Source organism: Psychrobacter sp. CCUG 69069 (assembly GCF_021023115.1).
Classification (GTDB): domain Bacteria; phylum Pseudomonadota; class Gammaproteobacteria; order Pseudomonadales; family Moraxellaceae; genus Psychrobacter; species Psychrobacter namhaensis.
Map to the genome: position 1 here is coordinate 93,903 of NZ_QQAI01000009.1, position 26,972 is coordinate 120,874.

A 26,972-nucleotide genomic window follows, 5' to 3' on the forward strand; every position below is an offset into this window, starting at 1 on the left:
TCACACCAAGGATATTTATATGCCTGCTACTTACCTGATGCCTACTTATAACCGTCAACCAATCAGCTTTACACGTGGTTCAGGCAGTTGGTTGTACACTAAAGATGATACCCCTTATTTAGATGCGTTGACTGGTATCGCGGTGTGCGGATTGGGGCATTGCCATCCACAGGTAACCGACGCCATTCAGCAGCAAGCAGCCACCTTGGTACATACGAGTAATCTATTCGGTATCGATTGGCAAGAGCGGGCTGGAGAAACGCTTTGTACTGCCGCCCAAATGGACAGCGTTTTTTTTGCCAACAGCGGGGCTGAAGCAAACGAGGCGGCGTTAAAGCTTGCCCGTCTATACGCGCATCAGCAAGGCTTTAAACGTCCCAAAGTGATCGTTATGGAGCAATCATTCCACGGTCGTACGTTGTTGTCTTTGTCAGCCACTGCCAATCCAAAAGCACGTGAAGGATTTTACACGTTGGATGCAGACTTTATCCGCGTACCGTTTGGCGATGTCGCAGCGATTAAACAAGCCGCGCAAGATCATGATGATATTTGCGCGGTCTTTGTGGAGCCTATTCAAGGGGAAGGCGGTCTCAATACCGCTGCCAATGGTTTTACGTATCTTGAAGAGCTACAAGCAGAATGTGAGACTCACAATTGGCTGTTTATGCTTGATGAGGTGCAGACAGGTAATGGACGTACGGGTAAATACTTCGCGTATCAGCATAGTAACGCTCGGCCTGACGTACTGACAACGGCTAAAGGGTTGGGTAACGGCTTTCCAGTTGGTGCTTGTATGGTACGAGGCCGCGCCAATGGCTTATTTGGAGCGGGCAGCCATGGATCTACTTATGGTGGTACGCCACTGGCAAGTCGTGTGGTACATAGTGTCTATGAAGTATTAGCAAATAGTGACATTATGGATAATGCGGTCCGCGAAGGATTATTCATTCGAGAGACTATCGTTGATGCATTAGGACAATACGGGGTTAGTAGCCGCGGTGCTGGGATGATGATTGGTATCTCATTACCTGAAAACGTGGACTGTCGTCAGCTGGTTGATCGTGCGCGTGATGAACAAAAAATGATCATTAACGTCACTGGCGGTCACGTTGTGCGCTTACTACCGCCGCTTAATATGAGCCGTGATGAGAGCACACAGGTGGCTGAGCGTTTAATTGATTTGTTAAAGCCATCTTTTTAAAGCGAGTTTTGACATCTTTTACCTCCTAATGTTAAAAAAGCCTATAGATTTGCATGATCTATAGGCTTTTTACTTATTGCTAATTACAAGCGATGAGCGTGTAGTGTGATCAGCGCTTAATTAGCATGAAAGTACTTTTTCAATACTTCTAAGCAGCGCGTAATTTTAGCCGGCTGCTGTTCGCGATTTAAAGTAACCGCATATAATACAAAACTTGGCAGCTGATAACCCGTCAACACCTCAACCAGTTCTCCGTTTTCAAGCTCTTTTTTGATATCCATCTCCATCATTCTCACCAAACCGTGACCTTCTTTGGCCAATGTGGTTGCCATAAAAACGTTATTGGTATAAATGCGTGAGTTCATTTTGGTGCGTGTTTTTTTACCAGTTTCTGTTTGAATCAGATCAATCTGGTTGGCGTCTTTCATGATTTCAATACAAATCAGCTGATGATCGGCCAAGTCTTTAGGTGTTTGCAGTTTGGTATGCTGGCGTAGATACTGGGGTGAGGCGACAAGCATTTGACGTACATCTGTCAACGGATGACTACTTAAGCTAGAATCATTGATCGTTGGGCTCATCCGAATCGCAATATCAATACGCTCATCAATCATATCGATATAATGATTGTCTGCCAGATAGGTGATACTGAGGTCATCATGGGCAGCCATCCACGTAGATAGAGCGGGTAAAATGTGGTTGACGCCAAGCTCAGGAGTGGTCGCTACACGTAAACTACCAGCCAGCTCATCACGTAGCTGATTGACTTTAATTCGACCCTGCTCGGCCGCACTGACCACATCTTTTGCAGCCTCATAAAAACTTTCACCAGCTTCTGTTAAGCTCAGCTTACGAGTTGAGCGATGCAACAGCACCACGCCAAGCTCATTTTCTAATGAGCGGATTTGCTGACTGACTGCACTGGTTGTAATGCCAAGCTCACGAGCGGAGCCACTGAAAGAACCATGTCCAACCACACTGGCGAACACGGCCATACCGCGTAAATTATCCAACATATTCTCACCTAAGCTGCATTTCAATTTTTAATATAACTTAACCATTATAACGGACTTTAAATTGTCTTACAGTTACTAAATACGCGACTTTTCTTTAAGTAAGTTTATTTAATAATCCATAAAACTAAAAATATCAAGACGATACCGTAACATCGTCTTGATATTTTATATAAAAATTTTGATTGCGAACTATATAAGCTTTCTAGTAAATTTAACAATAAATTTTTTGACTGCTTAATACAGTTGCACCTTACCCATTTTGCCTTCGCCCCGCTCAGTCAAATACTGCATTACTGGTGTATTTAGCAATTTAGACTCTGCCACCGTTTTGGCTTGTAATAAACGTTTTTGTTGACGGCGTTCAGGTGTCTTATCATCAGCTTGCATGATACTACCATCAATGCGTAAATCAATCTTTGCTTGGGTAAATTGTTGTTGCAGCTTTGCAGCTAACTGCTGAAAGGTGGTTTGTAGATGCCGGCTATCCACACTCGTCACAAAGGTTGCTTGGCCATTACACAGACCTGTCACCATACCTTGACGCGCAAGTGCCAATTCATCTTGAGCCAACACGTCAGATTCACGAGCCGTTTGTAGCCAGTAATCCCACTTCTCTGGTGTCCACTCACCTGTCAACTCTTGCGGTGGACAACGCAGCAAAGTACGAGGATCATCGTCAGTATGAGTGACTAACTGAGAATCATTTGCGTCAGGCTCAACAACTGGTTCAGGCTCAACAACTGGTTCAGGCTCAACAACTGGTTCAGGCTCAACAACTGGTTCAGGCTCAACAACTGGTTCAGGCTCAACAACTGGTTCAGGCTCAACAACTGGTTCAGGCTCAACAACTGGTTCAGGGCTCAACAACTGGTTCAGGCTCAACAACTGGTTCAGGCTCAACAACTGGTTCAGGCTCAACAACTGGTTCAGGCTCAACAACTGGTTCAGGCTCAACAACTGGTTCAGGCTCAACAACTGGTTCAGGTTCAACAACTGGTTCAGGTTCAACAACTGGTTCAGGTTCAACAACTGGTTCAGGTTCAACAACTGGTTCAGGCTCAACAACTGGTTCAGGCTCAACAACTGGTTCAGGCTCATGGCTATAAATCTGATCTACGCTTAATTCATTATCATCGTAGTCGTCACGTTTCAGTACTTCATTGCTTTGCCCTTGGTAATCAACCTCATCAGGCTGTAGTGGTGGCACTGAAGCGACGGGCGCCTTGTCGCTTGACGACTGAGGAGAAGAGCGGCTTTCTATAGCGGGTGCTTTTGAAGAGGACTTAGGACTATCATAGGTACTATTTAACACTTCATCGACAGGCAGCGGACGAAAGGCCAATAGACGTAAGATACACATCTCAAGCGCTTGCATGGGCGTACTGGCAAGCTTAACGCCTTCACGCGCTTGTACGACAATCTCATAATAGAGTTGCAACACGTCTGGACTGATGTGCTGAGCGAGTGCATTGATATCTTGTGCCTGCGCCTCATTCACATTTAAAGCCACTTCAGGTAATAGTTGAGTCAATGCTAACTGATGTAGTAGCTCAGCGAGGCCATCGAACATACTGGTGGCATCAACCATCTGCGCACGCATCTGCTCAACATGGCCGGCGACGGCAGATTTGTCATGATTATAGATGTCTGTGACCAAGCTAACCAAGTCAGCCGCATCAATCAAACCAAGCATCGCATTGACGGTGGCATCATCAAGCGCCCCTTGACCAAAAGCGATCGCCTGATCTGTTAATGACAGAGCGTCCCGTACTGAGCCTTTGGCCGCACTTGCCAGCTGCCAAAGTGCTGGCTGAGTGTAAGTCACTTGCTCTTGGGTCAGGATATTGGCCAAATGCTCACTAAGTAACGTTTGCGGTAGCGGACGCAGCACGAACTGCAGGCAGCGAGAGATAATGGTAATTGGCAGTTTTTGTGGATCAGTCGTCGCCAGCAAAAACTTCACATGCTCAGGCGGCTCTTCTAGCGTTTTAAGTAGCGCATTAAAGCTATGGGTAGAGAGCATGTGTACCTCATCGATGAGGTACACCTTGTAGCGACCTTGGCTTGGCGCATAAGGAACATTATCTAATAGCTCACGAGTGTCTTCGACTTTGGTACGGGAAGCGGCATCAATCTCAATAAGATCAATAAAGCGCCCCTGATCGATGGCCACACAGTTGTCACACACACCACAAGGGGTGCTAGTAATGCCTGTATCACAGTTCAAACACTTAGATAAAATGCGCGCAATCGTCGTCTTACCTACGCCGCGCGTCCCAGTAAAGAGGTAGGCATGATGCAGACGATTATAGTCAATCGCATTGATCAACGCTTGGGAGACATGCGTTTGCCCAATCAACTCATGAAAGTTCTTGGGGCGGTATTTGCGAGCTAAAACTTGATATTGCTGCGACATAGCTATCCATTGTGCCAAGTAGTTAGAGTGCTTATTTTGAATACTATTTTTCGATATTTATTATAGCAAAAAGCCAGCGCATTCGTCTGGCTTCTTACTGTTTCGACAAGCGATTGTCTTATATTCACTAAGCGATTTTGATTAAAGCCGATGCATCATTAATCAATTTTACGGCGCATATGTGGGAATAAGATCACATCACGAATACTGGCCGAGTCAGTCAGCAACATCACCAAGCGATCGATACCAATACCCTCACCTGCGGTTGGTGGTAAACCATAAGACAAGGCTTCGATATACTCTTCATCAAAGTGCATGGCTTCATCGTCACCAGCATCTTTTTCAGCAACCTGCCCACGGAAGCGTTCTGCTTGATCCGCTGGGTCATTAAGCTCACTAAAGCCATTGGCCAATTCGCGACCGCCGATAAACAACTCAAAACGATCGGTGATTTCAGGGTTGTCATCACTACGGCGTGCCAATGGTGAGGTTTCTGCTGGATACTCAGTAATGAAGGTGGGCTGACGTAATTGATGTTCAGCGGTTTCTTCAAAAATAATGGTTTGTAATTTGCCCACACCAAACACATCTTTCACTTGCTGCTTAAGTGTCGTTGATGCGTATTCTGCTAGATAGTCACGATCATTGATACGTGCCATATCGAAATTTTCGGCATATTTTGCAATGGCATCTGACATAGACAGACGGGCAAAAGGCGCTTTTAGACTAATGGCTTCTTCTTGATAGGTAATCTCTGTCGTTCCCAGAATATCTATCGCCAACTCATTAAATAAGCGTTCAGTCAAGTCCATCAAGTCATGATAGTCAGCATACGCTTGATAAAACTCAATCATGGTAAATTCAGGGTTATGACGCGTTGACACTCCTTCATTACGGAAGCTACGGTTAATCTCAAATACTTTCTCAAAACCACCAACAACCAAACGCTTGAGATAAAGCTCAGGCGCAATACGCAAATAAAGCGGCATATCTAAGGCATTATGATGGGTCACAAACGGACGCGCCACCGCGCCACCTGGGATAGGATGCATCATTGGCGTTTCGACTTCCATGAAGCGCTCATTAAGCATAAATTTACGGATACCGCTGATGACTTGACTGCGAATCATAAACGTATCACGAGTCGTCTCATTGGTCATCAAATCCAGATGACGATTGCGATAGCGTGCTTCTACATCGGCGAGGCCATGGAACTTATTTGGCATTGGGCGTAGTGATTTGGTTAGCAGAGTGATCTCTTCAATATGTACATATAGGTCCCCTTTTCCTGAGCGACCGATATAACCTGACACCCCAACAATATCACCCAAATCTAGTGATTTAATACTGGCCCGTGTTTCATCATCCAGCTCTTTACGGGCAACATACAACTGAATGCGGCCCGTCATGTCTTGAATCACAATGAATGATCCACGGTTGAGCATGACTCGTCCTGCCACATTGACCTGTGTCTTTTCCCCGTTAGCCACTTTCTCTTCAATTTCTTGTTTTGAGATACCATCAAATGCCGTTTGCAAATCTTTTGCATAATCAGTGCGTTTAAACGTATTGGGATACGGCTGTTTGCCTGAAGCACTGATATCGTCTAGCTTGGCTTGTAGCTGCGCAATCAGCTCGTTAGCGTCTTCTAGTGGGGTTTGATCTTGGTTCTGATTTTGATTGTTGTGCTTTGACATAACACTCTCAATATTATTGGGTAATTAAAGGGATAAACGAAAATAGAAAAATTAAATCAGTGCTTATTATTAGAAAAACAGCGGTAAAAACGTAGAGACCTTTGGAAAAGTACAAATTTTTGTAGGGCTAGATTCTAGTCACCACCGCCAATACTGGCCATCAAATCCGCCTGATGCTCACGCAACAACGCATCAAGAATCTCATCCAAATCGCCTTCCATAATAGAATCAAGCTTATATAACGTGAGATTAATACGGTGATCAGTCATGCGCCCTTGTGGGAAATTGTAGGTACGGATACGCTCACTACGGTCACCACTACCTACCAAGTCACGACGGATGGTATCTGCCGCATCCACCTGTGCTTGCACTTTGACTTGCTGGATCTTTGAAATCAGCATTTTCATGGCTTGTGCACGGTTTTTATGCTGGCTACGTTCTTGTTGACACTCTACCACGGTACCGGTTGGAATGTGGGTCAAACGTACCGCAGAATCCGTGGTATTGACATGCTGACCACCCGCACCGCTCGAGCGGAATGTATCAAAACGAATGTCTGCTGGGTTCAAATCCACTGTGTCATCAATCTCAACCTCAGGCATGACAGCAACCGTACAGGCTGACGTATGCACGCGACCTTGACTTTCAGTCTCTGGTACACGCTGCACACGGTGTACACCAGATTCAAACTTGAGACGACCATAGACGCTGTTACCTGACACACGGGTGATAATCTCTTTATAACCGCCATGCTCACCTTCACTGGCAGATAACACTTCTACCGTCCAACCTTGCGTCTGCGCGTACTTTTGGTACATGCGGAACAAGTCACCAGAGAAAATGGCGGCCTCATCGCCGCCTGTGCCTGCGCGAATCTCTAGAAACGCTGGCACTTTATCATTGGGGTCTTTTGGCAACATCATAAGATTGAGCGCCTCTTCCATCTCAATGATGGTATCACGGGCATTATCAATCTCATCGATCATCATCTCTTTCATGTCAGGATCTGTGGCATCAGACAGCATCGCTTCTGCATCGGCCTGATCCGTTTCTGCACGCACATAGTTTTGCCACAAAGTAGTGATATCCATCAAGTCACTATGCTCAACAGACAATTCACGGAATTTATTATTATCACTGATGACACTAGGATCTGATAATAAGGCGGTGACCTCTTCATAACGGTCTACCATCTGGTCTAAACGCAGGCGTAAGGATTCTTTCATAAAAGGACTTTTAATTGGATGAGAGGAATAAGACGGTGATTATAGCAAATTTTTTAGCTTAAATTAAAACCTCTGAGTAAACTTGCCATTATATTGGCAAGCTATATCGATTCTGAAATACTGCCACCGTGTTCTCATCATTTAGTTTCTATACAGTAACGCACTGAAAACACAACCATAAAAACGTGGCCATAAAAAAATAGCTAAGAATACTCTTAGCTATTTTAATGACGACAAAAAACTTAAGGTTAAACGCTACACCTTACGAACCAGCACCGAACCGATTGAGTAACCAGCACCAAATGAGCAAATAACCCCCAAATCACCTGACGCCAGCTCATCTTTATAGCGATGGAAGACAATCATTGGACTGGCTGAGCTGGTATTGGCGAATTCAGCAATAACGCTTGGGACAATGGCTTTATCCGCTTCCTTACCAACAACAGTACGCAGGATTAAATCTAACATATTGGCGTTGGCTTGATGTAGCCACATCATCTTAACATCGGACGTTGGTATGTCGTTTTCTTGCAAATGCTCGGTGATGACTTCTGACACTTTTGGACAGACTTCACGGAATACTTTACGACCATTCTGCAAAAAAAGCTTGTCAGTCACTGGTTCTTTGATATCAGGATACATCTCGGTCTGTGCCGCCAAAAACTCAGAGCGATCCATAAAGCCATATTCGTTTTTGATGTTGGTCGAAAACTGTGTGAACAGCTTAGAGTTGAGGATCTCATAACCCTTTGGCGTGTCCAGCTCTTCGACGATAGAAGCAGTGGCGACATCACCAAAAATGAAGTGGCTGTCACGATTGCGCCAGTTAAGATGGGCTGAAGTGATCTCAACATTGACCACAGCGACACGTTTGGCAAGACCAGAGACGATAGAGCCATGTGCTTGTGAAAGTCCAAAAGTCGCCGCACTACAAGCAACATTCATGTCATAAGCAAAACCGCCAATCATACCGATTTCATTTTGAATCTCAATCGCCACTGCAGGATACGTGCGCTGAAAATTTGAGCAGGCAAGAATAATGCCATCTAAATCATTGGCCTCAAGTCCAGCGTCTGCCAATGCGTCTTTTAACGCTGCAGCGCCCATTTCTGCCATGATAGACAGCTCTTCGCCCAAGTTACGGTAAGGAATAACTGGAGCCATAATCTCCGGATCTAAAATACCATCTTTTTCCATCACGTAACGTGATTTGATACCAGATACTTTTTCGATAAAGGCCGCTGATGATGGCTCAAGGGCAGTAACCGTCTCTGCTGCTATCTCATCAGCATGCTTTGCATTATAATTCTCAACATACTGGTTGAATGAATCTACCAACTCTTCATTACTGATGCTAAAGGGAGGGATATACAGGCCAGTGCCTGTGATACAAGTCGTCATGATAAGCTTCCTTGTCTACTACTATAGGGCTTGGGATAAGCATAAAAGTGAAAAATAACAGTCGTTCTTCTTCAGTGAATAACTGTAAACTTAAAATCAGTGCCTTTATTATGCCTGAATATAATTATTTTTCTAATACTTTGTTACAAATAATCTGTTTGTTGTGAAAAATAAGTAAAGACTGCCTCATTTTGGGGCATCTACGTTATAATTAGCGGTGGTTGACAGCAGCCTGAGTTCGAACACGTAACGTTCACTAAACGTTATGATCCACAAAACATAATCAATGCTCACATTTGGAAATGCTAATGGCAGAAGTTATTAACTGGTTGTTTGGTCAATACGCGGATTACCCCACTGTATTCATCGTACTTGAATTGGTTGCCGTGGTATTTGGCGTGGCAAGTGTCTTACTCGCCAGCAAGACCAATGTTTTAGTCTTCCCCGTTGGCTTAATCAGCACCGCTATCTTTGTTTACCTGCTATGGAAATGGCAGTTGTTTGGCGATATGTTTATCAACGCTTATTATACCATCATGAGTCTCTATGGTTGGGTGAATTGGTCGCAGAATAAGAAGAATAAAGCGTACAAAAAGTATCAGGATCACATAAACCCCACGGGCCAGCAACAACATGAGTCATTAAAAAGCACTGATGGCCACCACACGATTCAAGTTGAACGTTTAAGCATAAAAGATATGCCGACATTGGCCGCTCTAGCCACTGCGACTATCGCTTTTGTCGCCTCCGTTTATTACTTTCGTCCAGTGATTAATAACGGCTTTAATTTCGATGGCGCCGCACTCGGCCTGCATCTGTTTACGTGGGTTGACTATACCGATATGCTAACCACAGCGCTTTTTTTGATGGCGATGTGGCTCATGGCGAGGCGCAAAATTGAGCACTGGTTACTGTGGATCATCGCTGATGCGATCTCCGTTCCTTTGTACTTTTATAAAGGTCTGACATTTACGGCACTACAATACGTAATTTTTACTCTCATCGCAATTTGGGCTTATTATGAATGGCAACGCCGCTATCGCACCCAACCTCATACAGCATACGCCTAATTCCGTTATTACTGTCGCGGTATTAGGGGCAGAAAGTACTGGCAAGACCACGCTATGTCGCGACTTAGCCGCATACTTCGGTAGCCTGTGGGTACCAGAGTACATGCGTCTTTACCTACAAGCAAAGTGGGATGACAAGCAGCTCACTTGTACATGGGATGACCTTCTCCCTATCGCGCAAGGTCAGATAGCGCTAGAGAACGAACTGGCCAAACAAGTGGCTCAAATGCCAGATGAAAACCGTTACTTATTTTGTGATACCAGTTTGTTTGAGCTAATGGTGTATGCCAATTGGTACTACGATGATTGTCCCGACGCGTTAACCCTTGCCGCGTTAACCCATCATTATGATTTGATAATATTGACCGACATTGATACCCCGTGGGTCGCGGATGACTTGCGTGACAGTCCCCATCAGCGTGAAGAGATCAGTGCTTTTTTTGCCAGTCAGTTAACCGATCACCAACAGTCATTTTACTGTGTTGGCGGTGATAGAAGTGAGAGGGTACAAAAAGTTGTTGAACGGCTTTCTAAAATGAATCAGTTACCCCGTGCTCAGTAGACGCCCAACCCTTTTACCTTTAATAACTTTAAGAGATGTCCATGCTAAAAAACCTTGAACGCTATCTAGAGAAAATGATATTCAATAGTCGCTGGATATTAGCTCCTTTTTATTTGGGGCTGGTTTTAGGGATTATTTTACTGTTTATCAAATTCGTCCAAAAACTGTGGTATATGTTTGCTGATATCATCGTAGCCTCTGAAGCCAGTGTTATTGTGGATATACTGGTGCTGGTCGATATCTCATTGGTTGCCAGCTTGCTGCTTATTATTATATTCAGTGGCTACGAGATTTTTGTCTCAAAAATTGATACGGGCACTCATGATGATCGCCCTAGCTGGATGGGGAAAGTTGATTTTTCTGGCCTAAAGCTAAAAGTCATCGGTGCCATCGTCGCTATTTCTGCTATTGATCTGTTAAAGTCGTTTATGGACATAACGAGTAAAATGGGCGAAGTTGATGCTGATAAGTTGATGTGGAAAGTGATTATTCACATGACTTTCGTAATATCTGGCTTGCTGTTTGCGGTCATGGATAAAGTGGTTGGCGATACCAAAAAGCACTAAGGCGACCCGCCACTTTATGATGCATTTACTCTATTTTCTATCTCACAATCTGACTGTTTAATGCCTTAGCCCAATTCTTACACTGATTCTCACAACGTACACAGAGCTGGTTGGGCTCAGAGATGTGCTCGACATAGCCACAATACATGCACGCGTAACAAACGCCTATTTCTATTTTTTCTACTGCTTGATACTGTTTGGGAAACAGTGGCAGACCATAGACCGTTTTTTTAGGTGGATACAGCAGCACACTAAAATTCCCATCTGTCTCTAACAATCCAGTCCGTACTTGACCTAGGTGCTCGACCCCTTGTTGGCGCATTTCAGCAAAAAACTCATCATGTGACATCTTACCCTTTTTGATCTTCTCAAGCACCAGCATGCCATCCTCGACAATATAAAGCGACTTCCCTTCCAAAAAATTTTCAATAGGCTGAAACTTCATCATTGCCCAAGTACACAGTCGATAAAGCAAGATAACGGTACTCATAATCAGTACCGCCTGAATAATAGGTAGATCCTCAGTAAACATGGGATCGCCTGCAATCGAACCCAGTGACAAAATGATAGTCAACTCAAAGATAGACAGTTGACGAACACCGCGCTTGCCGGTAAATCGTAAAAACGAAATAATGAGCACAAACATCACTGTGACGCGTATTAAGATTTCAACGGCAAACACCCAAGTCGTGTCATAAATAAAAATACTGGCCCAATCCATACTTCTATTTCCTATTTATCATTTTTGTCTGTGCTATTGCGTTTGGTACTAGGGGTTGCTTTGAGCATTCAGTCATCCCATCCTTCTTATCAAAAACCAGTTATGATTGGGTCAACTTAAGAGAAGATCTTTGCAGTCAATCCGGCAATACAGGTGTTGTTGTGAGACAATCAGTCACTGAATTTTTAGCAGGACAGCTACCGCTCATTAAATAAAAGAAGCACACTTATTATAATGTACTTCTAGGATCGTCTTTTTTGCGTGCTGTGCCGTTGCTAACAGTTGCTAACAGAGGCTGCGAAATTTTATCCTAGCAGCACTGTATTTACTTTATAGTGGAGGAGCTATATCAGCTTTGCTCATAAGCAAGCTGCTTTGATAGCAGCAGCGCATCTGAAAAAGCAATGAGCGGTTCAAGGCCAGTTCTTGACCATTTTATTCGAAAAACTGCTTACCAATTGTAGGAATTATTTTTGAAAGCCACGTTTTATACCGTTATTGCGTTACTCGCCTTTGCCGCAAACTCTTTGTTTTGTAGGATGGCGTTGGCAGAGGGCTATATAGATGCATGGGGCTTTACTATTATTCGCCTAATGAGCGCCGCTGTTTGTTTGGGCGTTATCATGACGCTTCATGCCTACCGTTTGCGATCCCAAGCAGTAAAGTACAGTCATACCGACCGTGAGGCTCTGTTAAACGATAAAGGCAGTTGGTTGAGTAGCTTCAGCCTAGTAGTGTACGCATTGTGCTTTTCGCTTGCCTACGTGGCGCTTGATACTGGTACGGGCGCGCTAATTTTATTTTCGGCCGTTCAGCTCACCATGATCGGCTGGGGTATCTATAAAAAAGAGCAATTAAGCACATTGCAATGGCTGGCATTTTTTGTAGCTGTGGCAGGATTTATCTACTTAATGCTGCCATCAGTGGCAGCACCTTCACTATTAGCAGCGACACTCATGGCGGTAAGCGGTGTGGCGTGGGGAGTATATAGCATACGCGGCAAGTCATGTATCTCTCCGCTACGAGCCACCGGTTTTAACTTTTTCAGAAGCCTTGTGGCCGTTCCGATCCTGCTCATCGTGGGGATATATTTAAATAACACAGGCGTCACTAACAGTCATTTAGAGAGTATAACCACCAAAGGTATCGTACTGGCGTGTGCCTCAGGGGCGATCGCATCTGGTATGGGCTATAGTATCTGGTATACGGCAATGCCTTTATTAAAAAACACACAAGCCGCGATTGTACAACTGTGCGTGCCTGTGCTTGCCGCCTTACTAGGGGTGGTTTTTTTGTCTGAGCCACTCACTGTACCGTTTGTGGTGGCAAGTGCGATCATCTTAGGAGCCGTTTTGGTGTTTATTTTGAATAAAGACACACCAAAAGCATTCGACCCTCGTTACTGACTCAGCTCACTCATCAAACCCCGTACGGATTCGGCACTCAGTAAGTAGGGATTAAAATTGACAGTCGTCGAGTATTTAAGATAAAGCGCGGCATTTTCTTTGGTTGGAGAAGCATAATTCATCGCCCATCTAGACCACTCTCTACATCTCAATTCACGTGTTTCAATCAGCTGTAGATCATAATGCCGCTGATCGGCAATCAAAGCATCCAACAAATGATTGATCTGTGCTCTCGACCCTTCGATGGTTTGCAAAAAATAGTTGTTATTAAAAATCAGCATGCCAGTAATGGCGTTAACCGTATTATTTGCTTGTGCCTGTTGCAAAATTGCACTGAACTCTTCCGCTGACATATCTGGGTTTGCCCGGCTAACGTAGGTCATACTGACCAAAATATGGGGCTCCAAAGTAGTGTTCGTCATATCTCATCTCTCATATAAATTGTATTGAACCCAACCGCGTTATTGAAAACTAAGATCTGTTGTCGCAGATGTGCGCTGTTCTTGAATTTCCGATAGTGTCTCAATGAAATTCACGATTTGTGCGGTGCTCATTAGATAAGGGTTAAAATCCTTACCCGCTGAGAATTTGCGCACGTGTTCTGTATCATGCTCACTTGGGGTTAAATGTTTCATTGACCACTTACTCCAGCGCCGCTGCTCGATCTCAGTACACTCAATAACTTGCAACGAAAAGTGCCGATCGTCTTTAACCAGCTTTCTTAACAGCTCGTTAATGACAGGTCTTGCCCCTTCAATGCTCTGGATAAAGTAGTCCTCATTGATGACTAAAGCGCCAGTAATTCCGTTACGCTCATTATTGCGCTGCGCCTGTGCAAGGATACGCGTCACTTCGATATTCTTATTATCGGGGTTATGACGGCTAATATAGGTCAAACGTAGGATGATACGCTCGCCTTGTTGCCTGTTTGAGGTTTGTTTTTCTGAAAGCTCAGCCAGCTCCATAGGATACTCCGATTGATTGGCCACACTTTGATTGTACAATACCGCCAAAGCACAGCTGTGATCAAAAATGCGTCACTCAGCCCACATAGTAGGACGGCGCGGGTGGCGTTGTGGCCCATTGCCCAAGAAATTTTGACGCTTGATACACTAGGCATAAAATTTTTATTTGCTTCACAATGATTTAAAAAAAGTCCAAAATCGGTTTTGCCAATTTGACTTGTTAAACCAGAGGACGGCTTAACAAAGGTTATTCAATCATTTTTAATAAGTTTTTTATCTTTTTCAAGCACCTTACAGTAACACTGGTAAGTACCGTTATAGTTAGCCGCCCTGCTGACTGAGTGACTTATTGATAATTTTTATGTGTTTTTCTTCCCAAACACAACGCACGGCTACTACTGATGGTCATTAGCATACTTATCACTATCCAAATACACAGTTTTAAATAAGCTGCCAATACAGTGGCTCACCGTAAACCTGAGCGAAATAATCAATCAACGTTCTGACATTGAGAGAAACGTGGCGTGTATTAGGATAAATGGCGGCGATGTGTTGAGGCGTTGTTTTCACAGCGGCATTGTAATCAGGCAGTACCTTCACTAACGTGCCATCTTTTAGATGATCACCGATCAACCAATCCGGAAAAAGCACAATCCCCATGCCTTTGAGCGCGGACACTAGCAAAGATTCTGCATTATTGGACATCAGTAAAGCAGGTGCTAAGTAAGATGCCCATTCTTCATCTTTTGCCTGAAAGAGCCAGCGATTGGGTCCTGTTGAGCCTTTATAAACCAAACATTTATGATGCATTAAATCTGCTGGTGTTTGCAGCTTACCGTTTTTGTTTATGTACTCTGAGGAAGCGGCGAGATGATAGGTTTGCGTGCCAAAAATACGCGCATGACAAGCCGAGTCGTCCAATGTCCCGATCCGAAAAATGACGTCTGTTGCATAGTGATGCGGGTCAATAAAATCATCGGTCAACGTCAACTCTATCTGCAGTTTAGGATATTGGGTACTAAGCTGAGGTAGCCAAGGTGCGATGTGGCGTTGTCCAAAATAGACGGGTGCATTGATTCTTATTAGTCCTCCCGGTTCTAACGTTCTATCTTGAAGCGCCGTTTGGGCGGCATTCATACTCTCGGTCATGGAGTGTGCATAAATCATAAACACACGACCCGCTTCGGTAGGAATAACAGCGCGTGTATTACGATAAAAAAGCTGCTGCCCCAACGAGTCTTCCAACTGTTTGATGATACGTGACACTTTAGAAGCAGATACCCCTTCTTTTCGAGCCACCACCGAAAAGCTCTGGGCATTAAAAACGCTGATATAAAAAAGTAAGGTTTTTATGCTGATATTATCTACTGTGTTCATTTGTGCAACTTATGCAAAGGTGATTTCTACATTGTAGCGTTTTTTATGGGGAGAAGCTGTTGTAGACTACCCAGTCTTGCTTATTAGGGTTGTTTTCATGCAAATATTGTTAGTACTTATTGTTATTTTAGGAGGCATGGGATTGTCTGTGGAAGCAGGCTTACTTGGACCTTTAGGGAGTCAAGTTGGGGAGCTGTGGGCGACATTGAGTATTTTTGGTGTTGGGGCGGCTCTGACTTTCTTTTTAATGTTGTTTTTTAGTCCACGAGACAGCCCATCATTTTTCTCACAACCTCCCCTACTGCTAGTTGGTGGCATTTTAGGCCCTATTTACGTTGTGATATTAACGGTAGTGACACCCGTTATTGGGATCGCGATGACCATGATTGGCATTCTGGCTGGGCAAGTCTCTAAGAGCTTGATCATAGACCACTACGGTTTATTTGGAACCACTGAACGAAAAATAGACAATAAGAGAATTATTGCTTTATTTTTCATTATTGCGGCACTTTTTTTTATGGCTCAGGGGTAAAACACATGACACTTATATTGATGGTTATCCTAGCAATCATTGGCGGTGCGACCTTAAGTGTACAAGCAGCGTTAAATGGACGCCTTGGCGGCAACGTTGGCGTATTCAAAAGTGCGTTTCTCACTTTTTCTGTGGGCGCGGTAGTAACATCCTTGCTTATATTCTTCTTTGAACCCAATCATACTGTTACCTTAATGAATGTACCAAAATGGCAGCTGCTAGGGGCGCTGTGCGGCGTCCCTTATATTGTCATTATGGTGGTGGCAGTACAGCGTATCGGTACTGCTGTGGCAACCGTGGCAGTCATCTTTGGACAGCTGTGCATGAGCGTGCTAATCGATAATTTTGGCTGGTTAGGTAATGAAGCAATCCATCTATCAGGCAGTCGTATCAGTGCGTTAGTGTGTCTCGCAATTGCGCTTTACTTCATTCACTCTAGTAGTAAATCTATAGCACAAAACGCTCAATAGTATGGCCTATACTTACTGAGCCACTTAGTGGCAGGCTGAATAAAGATTCATCGCCTTTACCTAAGAACTGTTAAGAAAGGTCACATAATCCATTTAAAATAAAATAGCGCCTATGGCTTGCACAGTTATACGGTAGCACTTGCACCTGTCAATAAAAAACCATTTATTTCAAAAACTTAGTTATCCAACTATCAAGCATGACAGCAGTGGTAATTACTGACTTTTATATTTAACCTCTTAAATATAATGTCGAAAAACTAAGCTGTCGTCTCATATATTTACATTAATATACTGAATAAAAAAAGCGACTGGCTTAGTATCAAGTATCGACATCTTCCAATAAATAACATAAAGAGGGCTATAAGATATGTCAAATAATTCCCCAAATAATAACGTAGAGAATGAGTCAACAGAGACCCCTAACAACGATGCGGTAACGTCTGTAGAAGTTTTAAAAGGTGATGACGTCATTTCTGACGACGATTCTTCTAACACAGATGATAAGTCTAACAAAGACGATAAGTCTGACAAAGACAATAAGTCTGACAAAGACAATAAGTCTGACAAAGACAATAAGTCTGACAAAGACAATAAGTCTGACAAAGACAATAAGTCTGACAAAGACAATAAGTCTGACAAAGACAATAAGTCTGATAAAGATGATAAGTCTGATAAAGATGATAAGTCTGACAAAGATGATAAGCCTGATAAAGATGATAAGTCTGATAAAGATGATAAGTCTGATAAAGATGATAAGTCTGATAACAGCGTCACGATAGCCAACATTTACCAATGGGCGTCTAAGCTTAAAGACGAAATTATGTCAGATAAAAACGGTAAATCTGATAAAGAGGACAAATCCGGTAAAGACGATAAGTACGGGGCGATGGTAACAAATATCTATCAATGGGCTTCTAAACTTAAAGATGAGTTTAAGTCTGACGCTTCTAACGTAACCCACGACGTTTCTGAAAAAGCGGTTGCCTTAATACTCAATAAACTTTTAGAGGGCGTAGATGCGGAGCTGGAAGCTTTTGACAAAAAAGTAGAAGACTCTAAAGAACCAGTAGAGAATGCTGAGGAAAAACGCCGTAAGATGACTGATAGAAAAGAAAAGTATCAAAGCATGATCGAGCAGCTAGAAAGCTAGCCCGTCATTTACCTAGTAAATTTTATAGGTTCATCAATCCCGTTTTAGAGGTTGGAGTCAAACCTCTAAAACGGGTTTTTTATTTTTTAACGGACATAGATTGGCTAAGAGAAGGGGCACCTCCAAGCGAGCTGGAGAGATTATAAATAAGCTCCCCCGCTAGTGCACCTCTCATCAGACGATTGGAGCAATTACATTTATTAAGAGTGCTTGTATAACGCCTCTTCTTTTAAGGCTTGCTTTTCTTTTAAGTGCCGCTCCTCCCAATAGGAGGCATTTTTAACACCGATTTTTATGGGATCAAAAGTGTAAGTTTTTACCCCTGCTTTACGCTGCGCTTCATAATCTCTAAGCGCTTTTATAGCGGGACGTGCCATAAAGAAAATAACTAAGATGCCGACGATGTTCAACCAAGCAATAAGGCCCACTCCGATATCGCCAATCGCCCAAATATAACCTGCTGAGTTGAGGGCGCCATAAGCAATCATTACCATCATTAGTATTTTCACAAAAAATAGACCGACTTTATTGGCTTTAGGGCCAATGAAGCGAGTTAAATAGACAACGTTGACTTCCGCAATATAGTAGTTGGCCAAAATGGTAGTGAACGCAAAGAAAAACACAGCTATAGCGATAAAAATATTGCCAAAAGCCCCATATAAGGACTCCATCGCCAGCTGCGTAAAGGCGGGTGAATTAACCTCAGTGCCAGCGACGACATTTTGTACCACATATTGCCCATCAGATAGTGTGCCTTGGACATTGTAAGTACCCATGGTCAAAATCATAAACGCCGTTGCAGAACAGACCAATAAAGTATCGATATAGACTGAGAATGATTGAACCAAACCTTGCTGCGCTGGATGGTCAACCTCCGCCGCCGCCGCTGCGTGCGGGCTTGTACCTTGACCTGCTTCACTTGAATACACACCGCGTTTAACACCCCAGCCAATTGCTGCTCCTAAGCCTGCTTGCGCGGTAAAGGCATCACTGATAATCAGTCCAAATACCTGTGGGATCATCTCGAAATTGCTTAACATAATAATCACGGCTAACACCATGTAGCCGATCGCCATAAAAGGCACCACAAGCTCGGTCACGGTAGCAATACGTTTAACCCCACCGAAAATAATGATGCCAAAAACCACCAAAATCATCGCTAGTGCGCTTAACCGTGTGGTACCCACCTCTTTACCTAAAATATTTATGGACGCGCCTTCTCCCACGACCTGAGTCACGGCATTGACCACGCCATTCGCCTGAATACCAGGTAAGAACATACTTAAAGCAATCAGGGCCGCAATGGCAAAAATGACGCCATACCAGCGCTGGCCGAGTACACGCTCAAAATAGTAGGCAGGCCCGCCACGGTATTGGCCCGTATTGACGTCTTTTTCTTTGTATATCTGGGCGAGTGTCGATTCGACGTAGGCGGTAGAAGCTCCTAAGAAACCCACCACCCACATCCAAAATACTGCACCTGGTCCACCAAAACCAATGGCTGCCGCTACCCCTGCGATGTTTCCCATACCGACGCGTCCAGCCAAAGATAAGGTTAAAGCTTGAAAGGACGAGATGCCATCAACACTGGCCTTCCCTTTGAATATCAAACGTAACATTTCACCAAATAGCCGCACTTGCGCAAAACGCGTCATGATGGAGTAAAACAGGCCAGCTCCTAAACACAGATAGATTAGCGCTGAGCTCCAAATAATTCCGTTTACTGTACCAACTAGTCCTTCCATAGATGTATTCCTAAAACGTTTTCAAGGCGGTATTTATAATTTTGTACTGTCGGGTCTAATGTCTTTTATATCAAAACTATAAGCATTTAATTGTAAAGTATCACACTAAAGTTTAATAAACTTGTTGGTTTAATGGGTTATAGCAGTGTGTGTCTTTTTATAAAACTGAAGGATTTATTGTAATTTTCATTATTACTTAGGCTATTTCAAAATTGATTATAAAAGTATTTTCAGACCATCAAACTGTAGGTAAACCATTTATAATCAATTTTTTAGTAAAAAATAGTTGACTTATTTAATATATTCGTTATATAACATATATAATATTTACTATTTCGAATTTATTGGATTGCTCTGCTCTCTATTTGCGATCGCAACGAGATCTGTGAGGAATGAATATGAGACATTTAAGTTATACTCTCAAGTGCTGGGCATTAGGGGTCACTTTTTTCTTAGTGTTTTACTTTACAGTTCTCGTGAGCGATCCTGGTTTTAGCAAGTACATTTACATGTTAGCGTTAAGTACCTTACTGTTCCCCATTGCCAAGCACGCAATCGATGTAGTGACCGATTTTTTTACACCAGATACCGTACTGTTTGATGGGTTGTTACCCGCGTTACTGATTAACACTGTGATCTGGATACTCACACCCTTTATTGTGATACTAACAGTGATTGCATTTATCCTTTATAGCATGGGTATACTGACTGAAAATATCAGGCAATAACGCTTTCAAATAAAAAGGGCTGGATCAGCAATCGCTAATCCAGCCCTTGTCCCATTTAGATGCTAATGGTCCTTTATCATAAGCTTAAAACAGTGTGAATAACGCCTGCTCTAACCTACCATAAAAGCACCAAAATACTTTCCTACTTTAACTGACCTTATCCCACATCTTGCTGAGGCGCTTAGGGGATACTGCCATACGAGTTTTCATTGGCTGGGCAAACAATTGAATACGATATTCCTCCACCATCCAACGATATTCACTGATGGCATCTTTGTCCGCCCGTCCTGCTAGCCGCTCCATATGTAAGTCCAGCGCATAGACACCATCAAGATCAGCATCCAGATTATGCTCAAGGCGCTCAAGACGAATCTCTAGCGCTTCAAGATAGCGTGGATATTGTTGCCAATGGCTATAATCCATCCGATAAACAAAGTCAGCCAAATGCAGATCTTCTAACTGATCTTCAATATCCTCGATAGACTCACCGAAGATCTCCCGATCAAGCATCAATAACCCTTGGCGTATACGTTGCCAACGGGTATAGACGTTTTTGAGCGTTTTTATGACACCTTGACCAGTCAATAGGAAGTTACTAGCCACCACTTCTAAAGTTTGTGCATACTCCTCAGTGGTAAACGGTAGCTCCTCCGCCAAGCCCACTGCCATGCTATCGGCGCTTTCAGGCAAGTCGGTGCTATGATCAAACAACACATAGTGCTCTTCGAGCGCAGCATCTAACGTCGCATCAATGATAATAGTTTTGAGCTTGTCCATATCACCAAGTGGCGCAAACGCTAATTTGAATATCTTATCAACTTGGCTGGTCAACTGTTTTTTCTTCGCCCCAAGCTTGCCTTTGATTAAGGTCAATACCCCAACACGGTGCGCCTGTAACGCGGCATTGACATCCGTGTATTGGTGAATAGACACTGCTTCCCCTGCCTCATCAGCGACTAGAGCCGCAAACTGCTTCATCACCACGCCTGCGCTATGATGATTTTTACTAAAGGCAAAATGCTCAGGGAATTCGGTATGCACGCCTTGCTGCTCATTCACTGCTTGACTGGTCTCACTAGCATGACGAATCTGAAGCGTTTGTAGATCACGGCCTTTTTCGATGATGCGATTTTTATCATCGACTACGCAGATTTGTGGCTGTAAGTAACGGTCAATACTAGCCGGATTAAAACTCTCTGGCGTCACTGACATAATACCGCGACGGTTTAGCGCTTGGCACAACTGTTTTAGCAAGCCATGACCACCAGCCGGCTGTAGCTCGTCAAACAAGCTGTCAGCCGTATCAGGAATGGGGACGATTTGACGGCGTATGTCTTTCGGTAATGATTTGAGCAGCTGCAGCACCAGCTCATAGCGCCATCCGGGCACACCCCACAATAGCTCGATAGCATCAAGCTGCGGTAACGCGGCAAGTGGCACCCGAATAGTCACGCCATCATCATCACTAGCCGGATCGAATACATAACGCAGGGGCAATTTTAAATCACCCAACTTCCATACCTCTGGAAACTCGCCCGTGGTCGGAGCTTGGCTGTTTAACACATCTTCATCAGTAAAGAATAGATGCTTAGTATCCGTCTTTTCTACCTCAGCACGCCAGTCTTCAAAGGCTTTACGGCTGGCAATATGAGCCGGAATTTTTTTATCATAAAACTGATACAGTGATTCTTCATCGACCAATAAATCACGGCGGCGTAATTTATCTTCAATGCGCTCAATGTCCGCGATTTTATCCATATTATGCTGTAAAAATGGCGCTTGACGCCCCAAATTACCCGTCACCAGACCATCACGAATAAAGATTTCTCGTGATTCACTTAGGTTGACTTGCTCATAGTTGGTCAGCTGCTTACTGACAATAATGAGACCAAACAAACTAATCTGGGCGTAAGCTTTGACACGGCCTGTCTTCTTCGACCAATGCGGCTCAAAGTAGTGATATTTTAGTAAGTTACCGGCGGCTGAGATGATCCACTCAGGCTCAATCTTAGCCACCGTACGCATAAAGACTTGTGATGTTTCGACCATCTCAAACGCCATCACCCAAGGCGGCGTTTGTTTAAACACCGTACTGGCTGGGAATATTTTGGCTTTTTGTTGACGCGCGGCTAAATACTCACCGCGATTTTCAGTTTTATGCGCGATAATGGACAATAAACCCGTTAACAGTGCTCGGTGCAAATTAGCATACTTAACAGCCCGAAGCTCTTCATCTTCAATCGCCGTAGGATCACTCGTTGTCGCTTCAATGGAGGCATTTTTAGCATGGGCTTTATCAGTATTTTTTGCATCGCTCACATCGGTCAGCTTAAGCTCAGTCACCATTTGTACCAACTGACGATGGGTCTGATGCCATTCGCGCACACGCGGAAAACTCAGATAGTTTTTCTTCGCAAATTGCTTACGCTGATTGCCAGACAACTTATTGCCATCTTCATCCTTTTCAAATAGCGCTTTCCACAAACTTAAATAAAACAAGAAGTCAGAGTCATCTTGGCGAAAAACCGCATGTTTTTGATCGGCCTGCGTGCGCTTATTGGCGGGGCGCTCGCGTGGGTCTTGTACGGCAAGCGCGGCAACCACAATGAGCATCTCACGAATACAGTCAAAATCAGAGCCAGCGACCAGCATACGTGCCAGCCTTGGATCGATAGGCATACGTGCCATTTGTTGACCGATACGAGTCAGACGCAAGTGATCTAAACCCTTTTTCGATTTGGGCTTGGCGTTTTGATTGGCAGGCGCTGACTCGTTTTTTACTGTAATCGCGCCCAGTTCATCAAGCAGTTTATGGCCGTCCGTGACTAAGCGGCTATCTGGCGGCTCAATAAATTCAAAATCATCAACGCTACCGAGGCGCAGATTGGCCATCTGTAGAATGACAGACGCTAAGTTGGTTCGTAGAATCTCCGGCTCTGTAAATTCAGGGCGGCCACTAAAGTCTTCTTCGCTATACAGACGAATACAAACGCCAGGCGCGACACGGCCACAGCGACCTTTACGTTGATTGGCCGCCGCTTGTGAGATCGCTTCAATCGGCAAACGTTGCACGCGTGAGCGATACGAGTAACGTGAAATCCGCGCAAATCCCAAATCAATCACATAGCGAATACCCGGTACCGTCAACGCAGTTTCGGCCACGTTGGTGGCGATAACAATACGCCGACCACGGCCTGACGGCTGAAAAATACGCTGCTGCTCTTCATACGTCTGCCGAGCAAACAGTGGTAGTACTTCTGTGTGTTTGGGTCCATGACGCACCAGCACGTCTTGTAATTCGCGAATCTCAGCTTCGGTCGCCGCAAATATCAAAATATCGGCTTGATCGGCATGGCCTTTGTTTTGCGCGTCACTAAAACACTCATCGACCGCTGCCACCACAGCGCGGGGTAAATTATCCTCAAAATCATCATAGCTGTCATCATCCGAGCTGGTCACAGGCTCATCGGTGAGTGGACGATAACGAACTTCAACAGGAAAGCTGCGGCCTTCAACATTAAAGATTGGCGCAGGTATCTGACGTTTTAGCTTGGCATCATAGCGGCTAAAATATTCACTAAAACGCTTGGTATCAAGGGTGGCTGACGTGATGATGACTTTTAAATCAGGACGCTTGGGTAGCATTTTTTTGAGATAACCCATGATAAAGTCAATGTTTAAGCTACGCTCATGGGCTTCATCAATAATGATGGTGTCGTATTTACTTAAAAAGCGATCGTGCCCCAACTCCGCGAGCAAGATACCATCGGTCATCAGCTTAACAACGGATTGTGCTGACCCTTGCTCATTAAAGCGAATCTTAAAGCTGACGGTATTACCTAATGGCTCGCCCAGCTCTTCGGCAATTCGGTTGGCAACACTACGCGCGGCCAATCTGCGCGGCTGCGTATGCCCTATTTGTCCTGTGATCCCGCGTCCTGCCAGCATGGCAAGCTTTGGTAACTGCGTCGTTTTACCAGAGCCCGTCTCACCGGCGACAATGATGACTTGATTATCAATGATGGCTTGTACCAAATCATCGGCACGTTGGCTAACCGGCAAATCAAGGTTTAATTTGGCCGGTAAGTCGCTCGGGATACTCTCAATACGTGCCTGCACCGCTTGTTGTGAGCGGGTTTTGATCTTGTCATATTGCGCGCGTTTTTTTGCAAGTATCTCATCGGTTTTATTGTTTTTCTGATCAGATTCGTGATTGGATTTTTTGTTTTTGGCGACAGTACCACGCGCCAACTCGCGCTCAAGACGGCTTAGATAATAGCTGTCTTTAGCCAGCACTGGTAAATCAGTCGTATCAACTAAAGAGGTTTCTTCATCATTTGTTATTGCTGATTTTGCAGTATCATGATTTTCAACGACAGTAGATGTTTCTAAGTTTGTATTCTTGGAAGTATTGGGCATATTTACTTAGGCTATTTATTATTTAGAAGTGGTTAGATTATGGGGGTAATTTAGGTGTGATTCAAGTTGGTAATAGTGTTTGGTTAGAACTGAGAAGGTGGTTGTAGTATCTACTAAGGTCACTTATTGATTTTTGCTGTCCCAGAGTTCTATAGCCATCAGAACGATAAAAGACCTGATTGCAATGCAAATACCTACATAGTTACTATTATAGAGGTGGCTTAAATCATAAAATCAATCACTACTCGTATAAACAATCTGTTGGCTGGTGGCCGCGCCTATAAAAAAGGTATGTAGTTTTTGCAATGGCAGCCTAGGAAAAGGAAGATGTAGCGAAAGTATTAATTTCTCAAATGCCACTATCTCATTGGCTAATGCTCTAGCGTTTTCAGGTTGGATCTGCGGATTATCATAAAGATGGTCAATTAACCACGTCAATTGTGGAAAATTCGCATTATCATGAACCTGATAAAAGGTGGGCAATAGCTCATCAGAGATTTGGCAGCGGGTTTTGCGGATCATACCGCTTTTGTAGTACATGTTTAAAGACATATTATGATAACTTCCTTAAGTTCTTAATACTCACATATCCAACACACTCTTTATCTTCTTCAATCTCAAGGTCACCATTTCCTATATGGCTAATAGGCGCAATCAAAAGCTGACCGTTTGAGATAAGAGCATTGACGTTATATATATCCTCTGTATCTACCTCAAGTTTGTCATCAATATGAGAGGCTAGGTTAAAAGGTGAGTCTTTATTTTAAAAAGTAACTGCTGATTTGTTACATCAGTAGTAAGTAAAAACGAATAAAAAACCCGACGCCTCGTAATGGTTGAGACATCGGGTTTATTTATCATAACGCTGTTAATGAGACTATATCAAGAAAAAATAAGCCCACAACCCAACCACAAAGGTAGCGATAATATTGAGAATGACACCCGTACGGATCATCTCCGTCTGTTTAATCAGGCCAGTACCAAATACAATAGCATTGGGCGGCGTGGCAACTGGAAGCATAAAGGCACAAGAAGCACCAATACCGATGACCAATACCAGTACTTCATGCGGCAGACCCATCTGCTCAGCGATAGCCGCAAATACAGGTACAAGTAGCGCGGCAGAGGCCGTATTAGAAGCGAACTCTGTCAAAAATATAATAAACGCCGATACTGCAATCATAACCACAATCAGCGGTGCAGCAGACAGTGCATTGGCTACCGTTTCACCCAGTACCAACGACGCCCCTGATACTTTTAAAATCGTTGACAGGGCAATACCGCCACCGAACAACATGAGGACACCCCAATCGGTATTATCAGAGACTTGTTTCCATGATACCAAACCCAGACTGACCACAGCCGCTGCCGCTGATAAAGCAATAACAGCATCGGTATCAGTAATGTCCAGTGCTGCGCCAATTTTTTTGGAAAATATCCAGCTCAATGCCGTGACGATAAAGACGATAATAGTCACCACACGCGGTTTGTTCCAAGCAATAGGCTCATCTTCAACCAGTGTGATTTTACGATTCAGGTTGGGTTTAAGGAACACGTACATTGCACCCAATAATAGCGGCAATAACACCAGCATCATTGGCACACCAAACTTCATCCAATCAACAAAGGCAATGTCGAGTGCTTTTGCCGCGATGGCGTTAGGCGGTGAACCGACAATGGTACCCAATCCCCCAAGACTTGCTGAGTAAGCAATACCCAATAACACAAAAACAAAAGTACCACGATCTTTTTCACGATCAACTTGCGTCAAAATACCAAGCGCCAGCGGTAACATCATCGCCGCAGTCGCCGTATTCGATATCCACATCGATAGAAATGCCGTTACCCCAAATATCAAAAACACGGCTGTGCTTAGTTTGCCACCTGACATCGATAAAATCTTTAGCGCAATTTTTTTGTCCAATTGCTGCACATGCAAGGCCGCCGCCAGCGCAAAACCACCAAAGAACAAATAAATAGTAGGATTAGCGAAACTTTGCAGACCAATTTCAGCATCGAACTCTGGTATACCAATTAAGGCCCCGACCACTACTACTAGTAGTGCAGTAATCGTCACGTGTACCGCTTCTGTGAGCCACAATACCCCAATAAAAAACAGCAGGGACAGACCCTTATTGGCATTGATGTCGAATGGTAATACATTATAAATAACCATACTATAGTCAATCCCACTTAAAAGTGTTATAAACTAATTATCAAACCTAATTGCTATCATAAAGACCATGACTTACTCCCTAGATTTTCGCAAACAAGTACTAAAAAGCTTAGACGAGGGTATGACTT

Annotated in this window: 20 protein-coding genes and 2 pseudogenes; 9 read left to right on the forward strand and 13 right to left on the reverse strand. The window is 43.9% G+C overall.

All coding sequences use genetic code 11. The features are described from left to right. Nucleotides 1-19: 19 nt before the first annotated feature. Nucleotides 20-1,201: an aspartate aminotransferase family protein gene (locus tag DVY93_RS07735; RefSeq protein WP_230710113.1), complete on the forward strand. Its 1,182-nt coding sequence runs from the start codon at nt 20-22 to the stop codon at nt 1,199-1,201. 116 nt (nt 1,202-1,317) lie between these two features. Here the strand turns inward: DVY93_RS07735 and DVY93_RS07740 are convergent, their stop codons facing one another. From DVY93_RS07740 to DVY93_RS07765, 5 genes and pseudogenes are all read right to left on the reverse strand, one after another. Further along, a complete protein-coding gene (locus DVY93_RS07740) occupies nt 1,318-2,217 on the reverse strand; it encodes a LysR family transcriptional regulator (protein ID WP_193005038.1) in 900 nt (299 codons plus the stop codon). 234 nt (nt 2,218-2,451) lie between these two features. Next, nucleotides 2,452-4,633: pseudogene (dnaX, locus tag DVY93_RS07750) on the reverse strand (DNA polymerase III subunit gamma/tau). Nucleotides 4,634-4,791: 158 nt separating this feature from the next. Then, on the reverse strand, nt 4,792-6,330 hold the full coding sequence (gene lysS, locus DVY93_RS07755) for a lysine--tRNA ligase (protein ID WP_230710116.1): 1,539 nt from the start codon (nt 6,328-6,330) through the stop codon (nt 4,792-4,794). 134 nt (nt 6,331-6,464) lie between these two features. Beyond that, the gene (prfA, locus tag DVY93_RS07760) at nt 6,465-7,556 is read right to left on the reverse strand and encodes a peptide chain release factor 1 (RefSeq protein WP_193004804.1); all 1,092 of its coding nucleotides are present in this window, start codon (nt 7,554-7,556) and stop codon (nt 6,465-6,467) included. Nucleotides 7,557-7,811: 255 nt separating this feature from the next. Further along, the gene (locus DVY93_RS07765; protein WP_193004803.1) at nt 7,812-8,957 is read right to left on the reverse strand and encodes a beta-ketoacyl-ACP synthase III; all 1,146 of its coding nucleotides are present in this window, start codon (nt 8,955-8,957) and stop codon (nt 7,812-7,814) included. Nucleotides 8,958-9,265: 308 nt separating this feature from the next. Between DVY93_RS07765 and pnuC the strand changes: the two genes are divergently transcribed. From pnuC to DVY93_RS07780, 3 genes are read left to right on the forward strand one after another with little or no spacing between them, the layout of a single operon-like run. Beyond that, on the forward strand, nt 9,266-10,027 hold the full coding sequence (pnuC, locus tag DVY93_RS07770; protein WP_230710117.1) for a nicotinamide riboside transporter PnuC: 762 nt from the start codon (nt 9,266-9,268) through the stop codon (nt 10,025-10,027). Continuing rightward, on the forward strand, nt 9,978-10,589 hold the full coding sequence (locus tag DVY93_RS07775; protein WP_230710119.1) for an AAA family ATPase: 612 nt from the start codon (nt 9,978-9,980) through the stop codon (nt 10,587-10,589). The genes pnuC and DVY93_RS07775 overlap by 50 nt, the downstream gene beginning before the upstream one ends. Before the next feature lie 41 nt (nt 10,590-10,630). Then, nucleotides 10,631-11,155 (forward strand): TIGR00645 family protein, encoded by a 525-nt coding sequence (locus DVY93_RS07780; RefSeq protein WP_193004800.1) that lies wholly within the window; start codon nt 10,631-10,633, stop codon nt 11,153-11,155. 37 nt (nt 11,156-11,192) lie between these two features. Here DVY93_RS07780 and DVY93_RS07785 read toward each other — a convergent pair whose 3' ends face one another. Then, on the reverse strand, nt 11,193-11,876 hold the full coding sequence (locus DVY93_RS07785) for a DUF421 domain-containing protein (RefSeq protein ID WP_230710121.1): 684 nt from the start codon (nt 11,874-11,876) through the stop codon (nt 11,193-11,195). Nucleotides 11,877-12,349: 473 nt separating this feature from the next. Here DVY93_RS07785 and DVY93_RS07790 point away from each other — a divergent pair, with 473 nt between their 5' ends. Then, nucleotides 12,350-13,282, forward strand: a complete 933-nt coding sequence (locus tag DVY93_RS07790; RefSeq protein ID WP_230710123.1) for a DMT family transporter — start codon at nt 12,350-12,352, stop codon at nt 13,280-13,282. Here DVY93_RS07790 and DVY93_RS07795 read toward each other — a convergent pair. From DVY93_RS07795 to DVY93_RS07805, 3 genes are all read right to left on the reverse strand, one after another. Then, the gene (locus DVY93_RS07795; protein WP_230710125.1) at nt 13,276-13,704 is read right to left on the reverse strand and encodes a BLUF domain-containing protein; all 429 of its coding nucleotides are present in this window, start codon (nt 13,702-13,704) and stop codon (nt 13,276-13,278) included. The genes DVY93_RS07790 and DVY93_RS07795 overlap by 7 nt on opposite strands. Before the next feature lie 39 nt (nt 13,705-13,743). Next, nucleotides 13,744-14,271: a BLUF domain-containing protein gene (locus DVY93_RS07800; RefSeq protein ID WP_230710127.1), complete on the reverse strand. Its 528-nt coding sequence runs from the start codon at nt 14,269-14,271 to the stop codon at nt 13,744-13,746. A 417-nt stretch (nt 14,272-14,688) separates the two neighbouring features. Then, the gene (locus DVY93_RS07805) at nt 14,689-15,624 is read right to left on the reverse strand and encodes a LysR family transcriptional regulator (protein WP_230710129.1); all 936 of its coding nucleotides are present in this window, start codon (nt 15,622-15,624) and stop codon (nt 14,689-14,691) included. Nucleotides 15,625-15,721: 97 nt separating this feature from the next. Here DVY93_RS07805 and DVY93_RS07810 point away from each other — a divergent pair, with 97 nt between their 5' ends. The 3 genes from DVY93_RS07810 (at nt 15,722) to DVY93_RS07820 (ending at nt 17,776) form a co-directional block, all read left to right on the forward strand. Further along, the gene (locus tag DVY93_RS07810) at nt 15,722-16,156 is read left to right on the forward strand and encodes a DMT family transporter (RefSeq protein WP_193004794.1); all 435 of its coding nucleotides are present in this window, start codon (nt 15,722-15,724) and stop codon (nt 16,154-16,156) included. A 5-nt stretch (nt 16,157-16,161) separates the two neighbouring features. Further along, a complete protein-coding gene (locus tag DVY93_RS07815) occupies nt 16,162-16,626 on the forward strand; it encodes a DMT family transporter (RefSeq protein WP_230710130.1) in 465 nt (154 codons plus the stop codon). A gap of 367 nt (nt 16,627-16,993) precedes the next feature. Further along, a complete protein-coding gene (locus DVY93_RS07820) occupies nt 16,994-17,776 on the forward strand; it encodes a hypothetical protein (RefSeq protein ID WP_230710132.1) in 783 nt (260 codons plus the stop codon). Between the two features lie 200 nt (nt 17,777-17,976). Here the strand turns inward: DVY93_RS07820 and DVY93_RS07825 are convergent, their stop codons facing one another. Then, the gene (locus DVY93_RS07825) at nt 17,977-19,521 is read right to left on the reverse strand and encodes an alanine/glycine:cation symporter family protein (protein ID WP_230710133.1); all 1,545 of its coding nucleotides are present in this window, start codon (nt 19,519-19,521) and stop codon (nt 17,977-17,979) included. A gap of 509 nt (nt 19,522-20,030) precedes the next feature. Between DVY93_RS07825 and DVY93_RS07830 the strand changes: the two genes are divergently transcribed. Continuing rightward, the gene (locus DVY93_RS07830) at nt 20,031-20,249 is read left to right on the forward strand and encodes a hypothetical protein (protein WP_193004790.1); all 219 of its coding nucleotides are present in this window, start codon (nt 20,031-20,033) and stop codon (nt 20,247-20,249) included. A 147-nt stretch (nt 20,250-20,396) separates the two neighbouring features. On the opposite strand, the gene hrpA is transcribed toward DVY93_RS07830, so the two are convergent. The 3 genes and pseudogenes from hrpA to DVY93_RS07845 form a co-directional block, all read right to left on the reverse strand. Beyond that, nucleotides 20,397-24,668 (reverse strand): ATP-dependent RNA helicase HrpA, encoded by a 4,272-nt coding sequence (hrpA, locus tag DVY93_RS07835; RefSeq protein WP_230710135.1) that lies wholly within the window; start codon nt 24,666-24,668, stop codon nt 20,397-20,399. A 234-nt stretch (nt 24,669-24,902) separates the two neighbouring features. After that, a complete protein-coding gene (locus DVY93_RS07840; RefSeq protein ID WP_230710137.1) occupies nt 24,903-25,220 on the reverse strand; it encodes a hypothetical protein in 318 nt (105 codons plus the stop codon). A gap of 325 nt (nt 25,221-25,545) precedes the next feature. Continuing rightward, nucleotides 25,546-26,847 (reverse strand): annotated as a pseudogene (locus tag DVY93_RS07845) (SLC13 family permease); the annotation flags it as partial. Between the last annotated feature and the right edge of the window lie 125 nt (nt 26,848-26,972).

Bases quoted from the DNA above. Each gene is read 5' to 3' on its own strand.
- DVY93_RS07735 (WP_230710113.1), top strand. From the start codon at position 20: ATGCCTGCTACTTACCTGATGCCTACTTATAACCGTCAACCAATCAGC.
- DVY93_RS07740 (WP_193005038.1), bottom strand. From the start codon at position 2,217: ATGTTGGATAATTTACGCGGTATGGCCGTGTTCGCCAGTGTGGTTGGA.
- lysS (WP_230710116.1), bottom strand. From the start codon at position 6,330: ATGTCAAAGCACAACAATCAAAATCAGAACCAAGATCAAACCCCACTA.
- prfA (WP_193004804.1), bottom strand. From the start codon at position 7,556: ATGAAAGAATCCTTACGCCTGCGTTTAGACCAGATGGTAGACCGTTAT.
- DVY93_RS07765 (WP_193004803.1), bottom strand. From the start codon at position 8,957: ATGACGACTTGTATCACAGGCACTGGCCTGTATATCCCTCCCTTTAGC.
- pnuC (WP_230710117.1), top strand. From the start codon at position 9,266: ATGGCAGAAGTTATTAACTGGTTGTTTGGTCAATACGCGGATTACCCC.
- DVY93_RS07775 (WP_230710119.1), top strand. From the start codon at position 9,978: ATGAATGGCAACGCCGCTATCGCACCCAACCTCATACAGCATACGCCT.
- DVY93_RS07780 (WP_193004800.1), top strand. From the start codon at position 10,631: ATGCTAAAAAACCTTGAACGCTATCTAGAGAAAATGATATTCAATAGT.
- DVY93_RS07785 (WP_230710121.1), bottom strand. From the start codon at position 11,876: ATGGATTGGGCCAGTATTTTTATTTATGACACGACTTGGGTGTTTGCC.
- DVY93_RS07795 (WP_230710125.1), bottom strand. From the start codon at position 13,704: ATGACGAACACTACTTTGGAGCCCCATATTTTGGTCAGTATGACCTAC.
- DVY93_RS07805 (WP_230710129.1), bottom strand. From the start codon at position 15,624: ATGAACACAGTAGATAATATCAGCATAAAAACCTTACTTTTTTATATC.
- DVY93_RS07810 (WP_193004794.1), top strand. From the start codon at position 15,722: ATGCAAATATTGTTAGTACTTATTGTTATTTTAGGAGGCATGGGATTG.
- DVY93_RS07815 (WP_230710130.1), top strand. From the start codon at position 16,162: ATGACACTTATATTGATGGTTATCCTAGCAATCATTGGCGGTGCGACC.
- DVY93_RS07820 (WP_230710132.1), top strand. From the start codon at position 16,994: ATGTCAAATAATTCCCCAAATAATAACGTAGAGAATGAGTCAACAGAG.
- DVY93_RS07825 (WP_230710133.1), bottom strand. From the start codon at position 19,521: ATGGAAGGACTAGTTGGTACAGTAAACGGAATTATTTGGAGCTCAGCG.
- DVY93_RS07830 (WP_193004790.1), top strand. From the start codon at position 20,031: ATGTTAGCGTTAAGTACCTTACTGTTCCCCATTGCCAAGCACGCAATC.
- hrpA (WP_230710135.1), bottom strand. From the start codon at position 24,668: ATGCCCAATACTTCCAAGAATACAAACTTAGAAACATCTACTGTCGTT.
- DVY93_RS07840 (WP_230710137.1), bottom strand. From the start codon at position 25,220: ATGTCTTTAAACATGTACTACAAAAGCGGTATGATCCGCAAAACCCGC.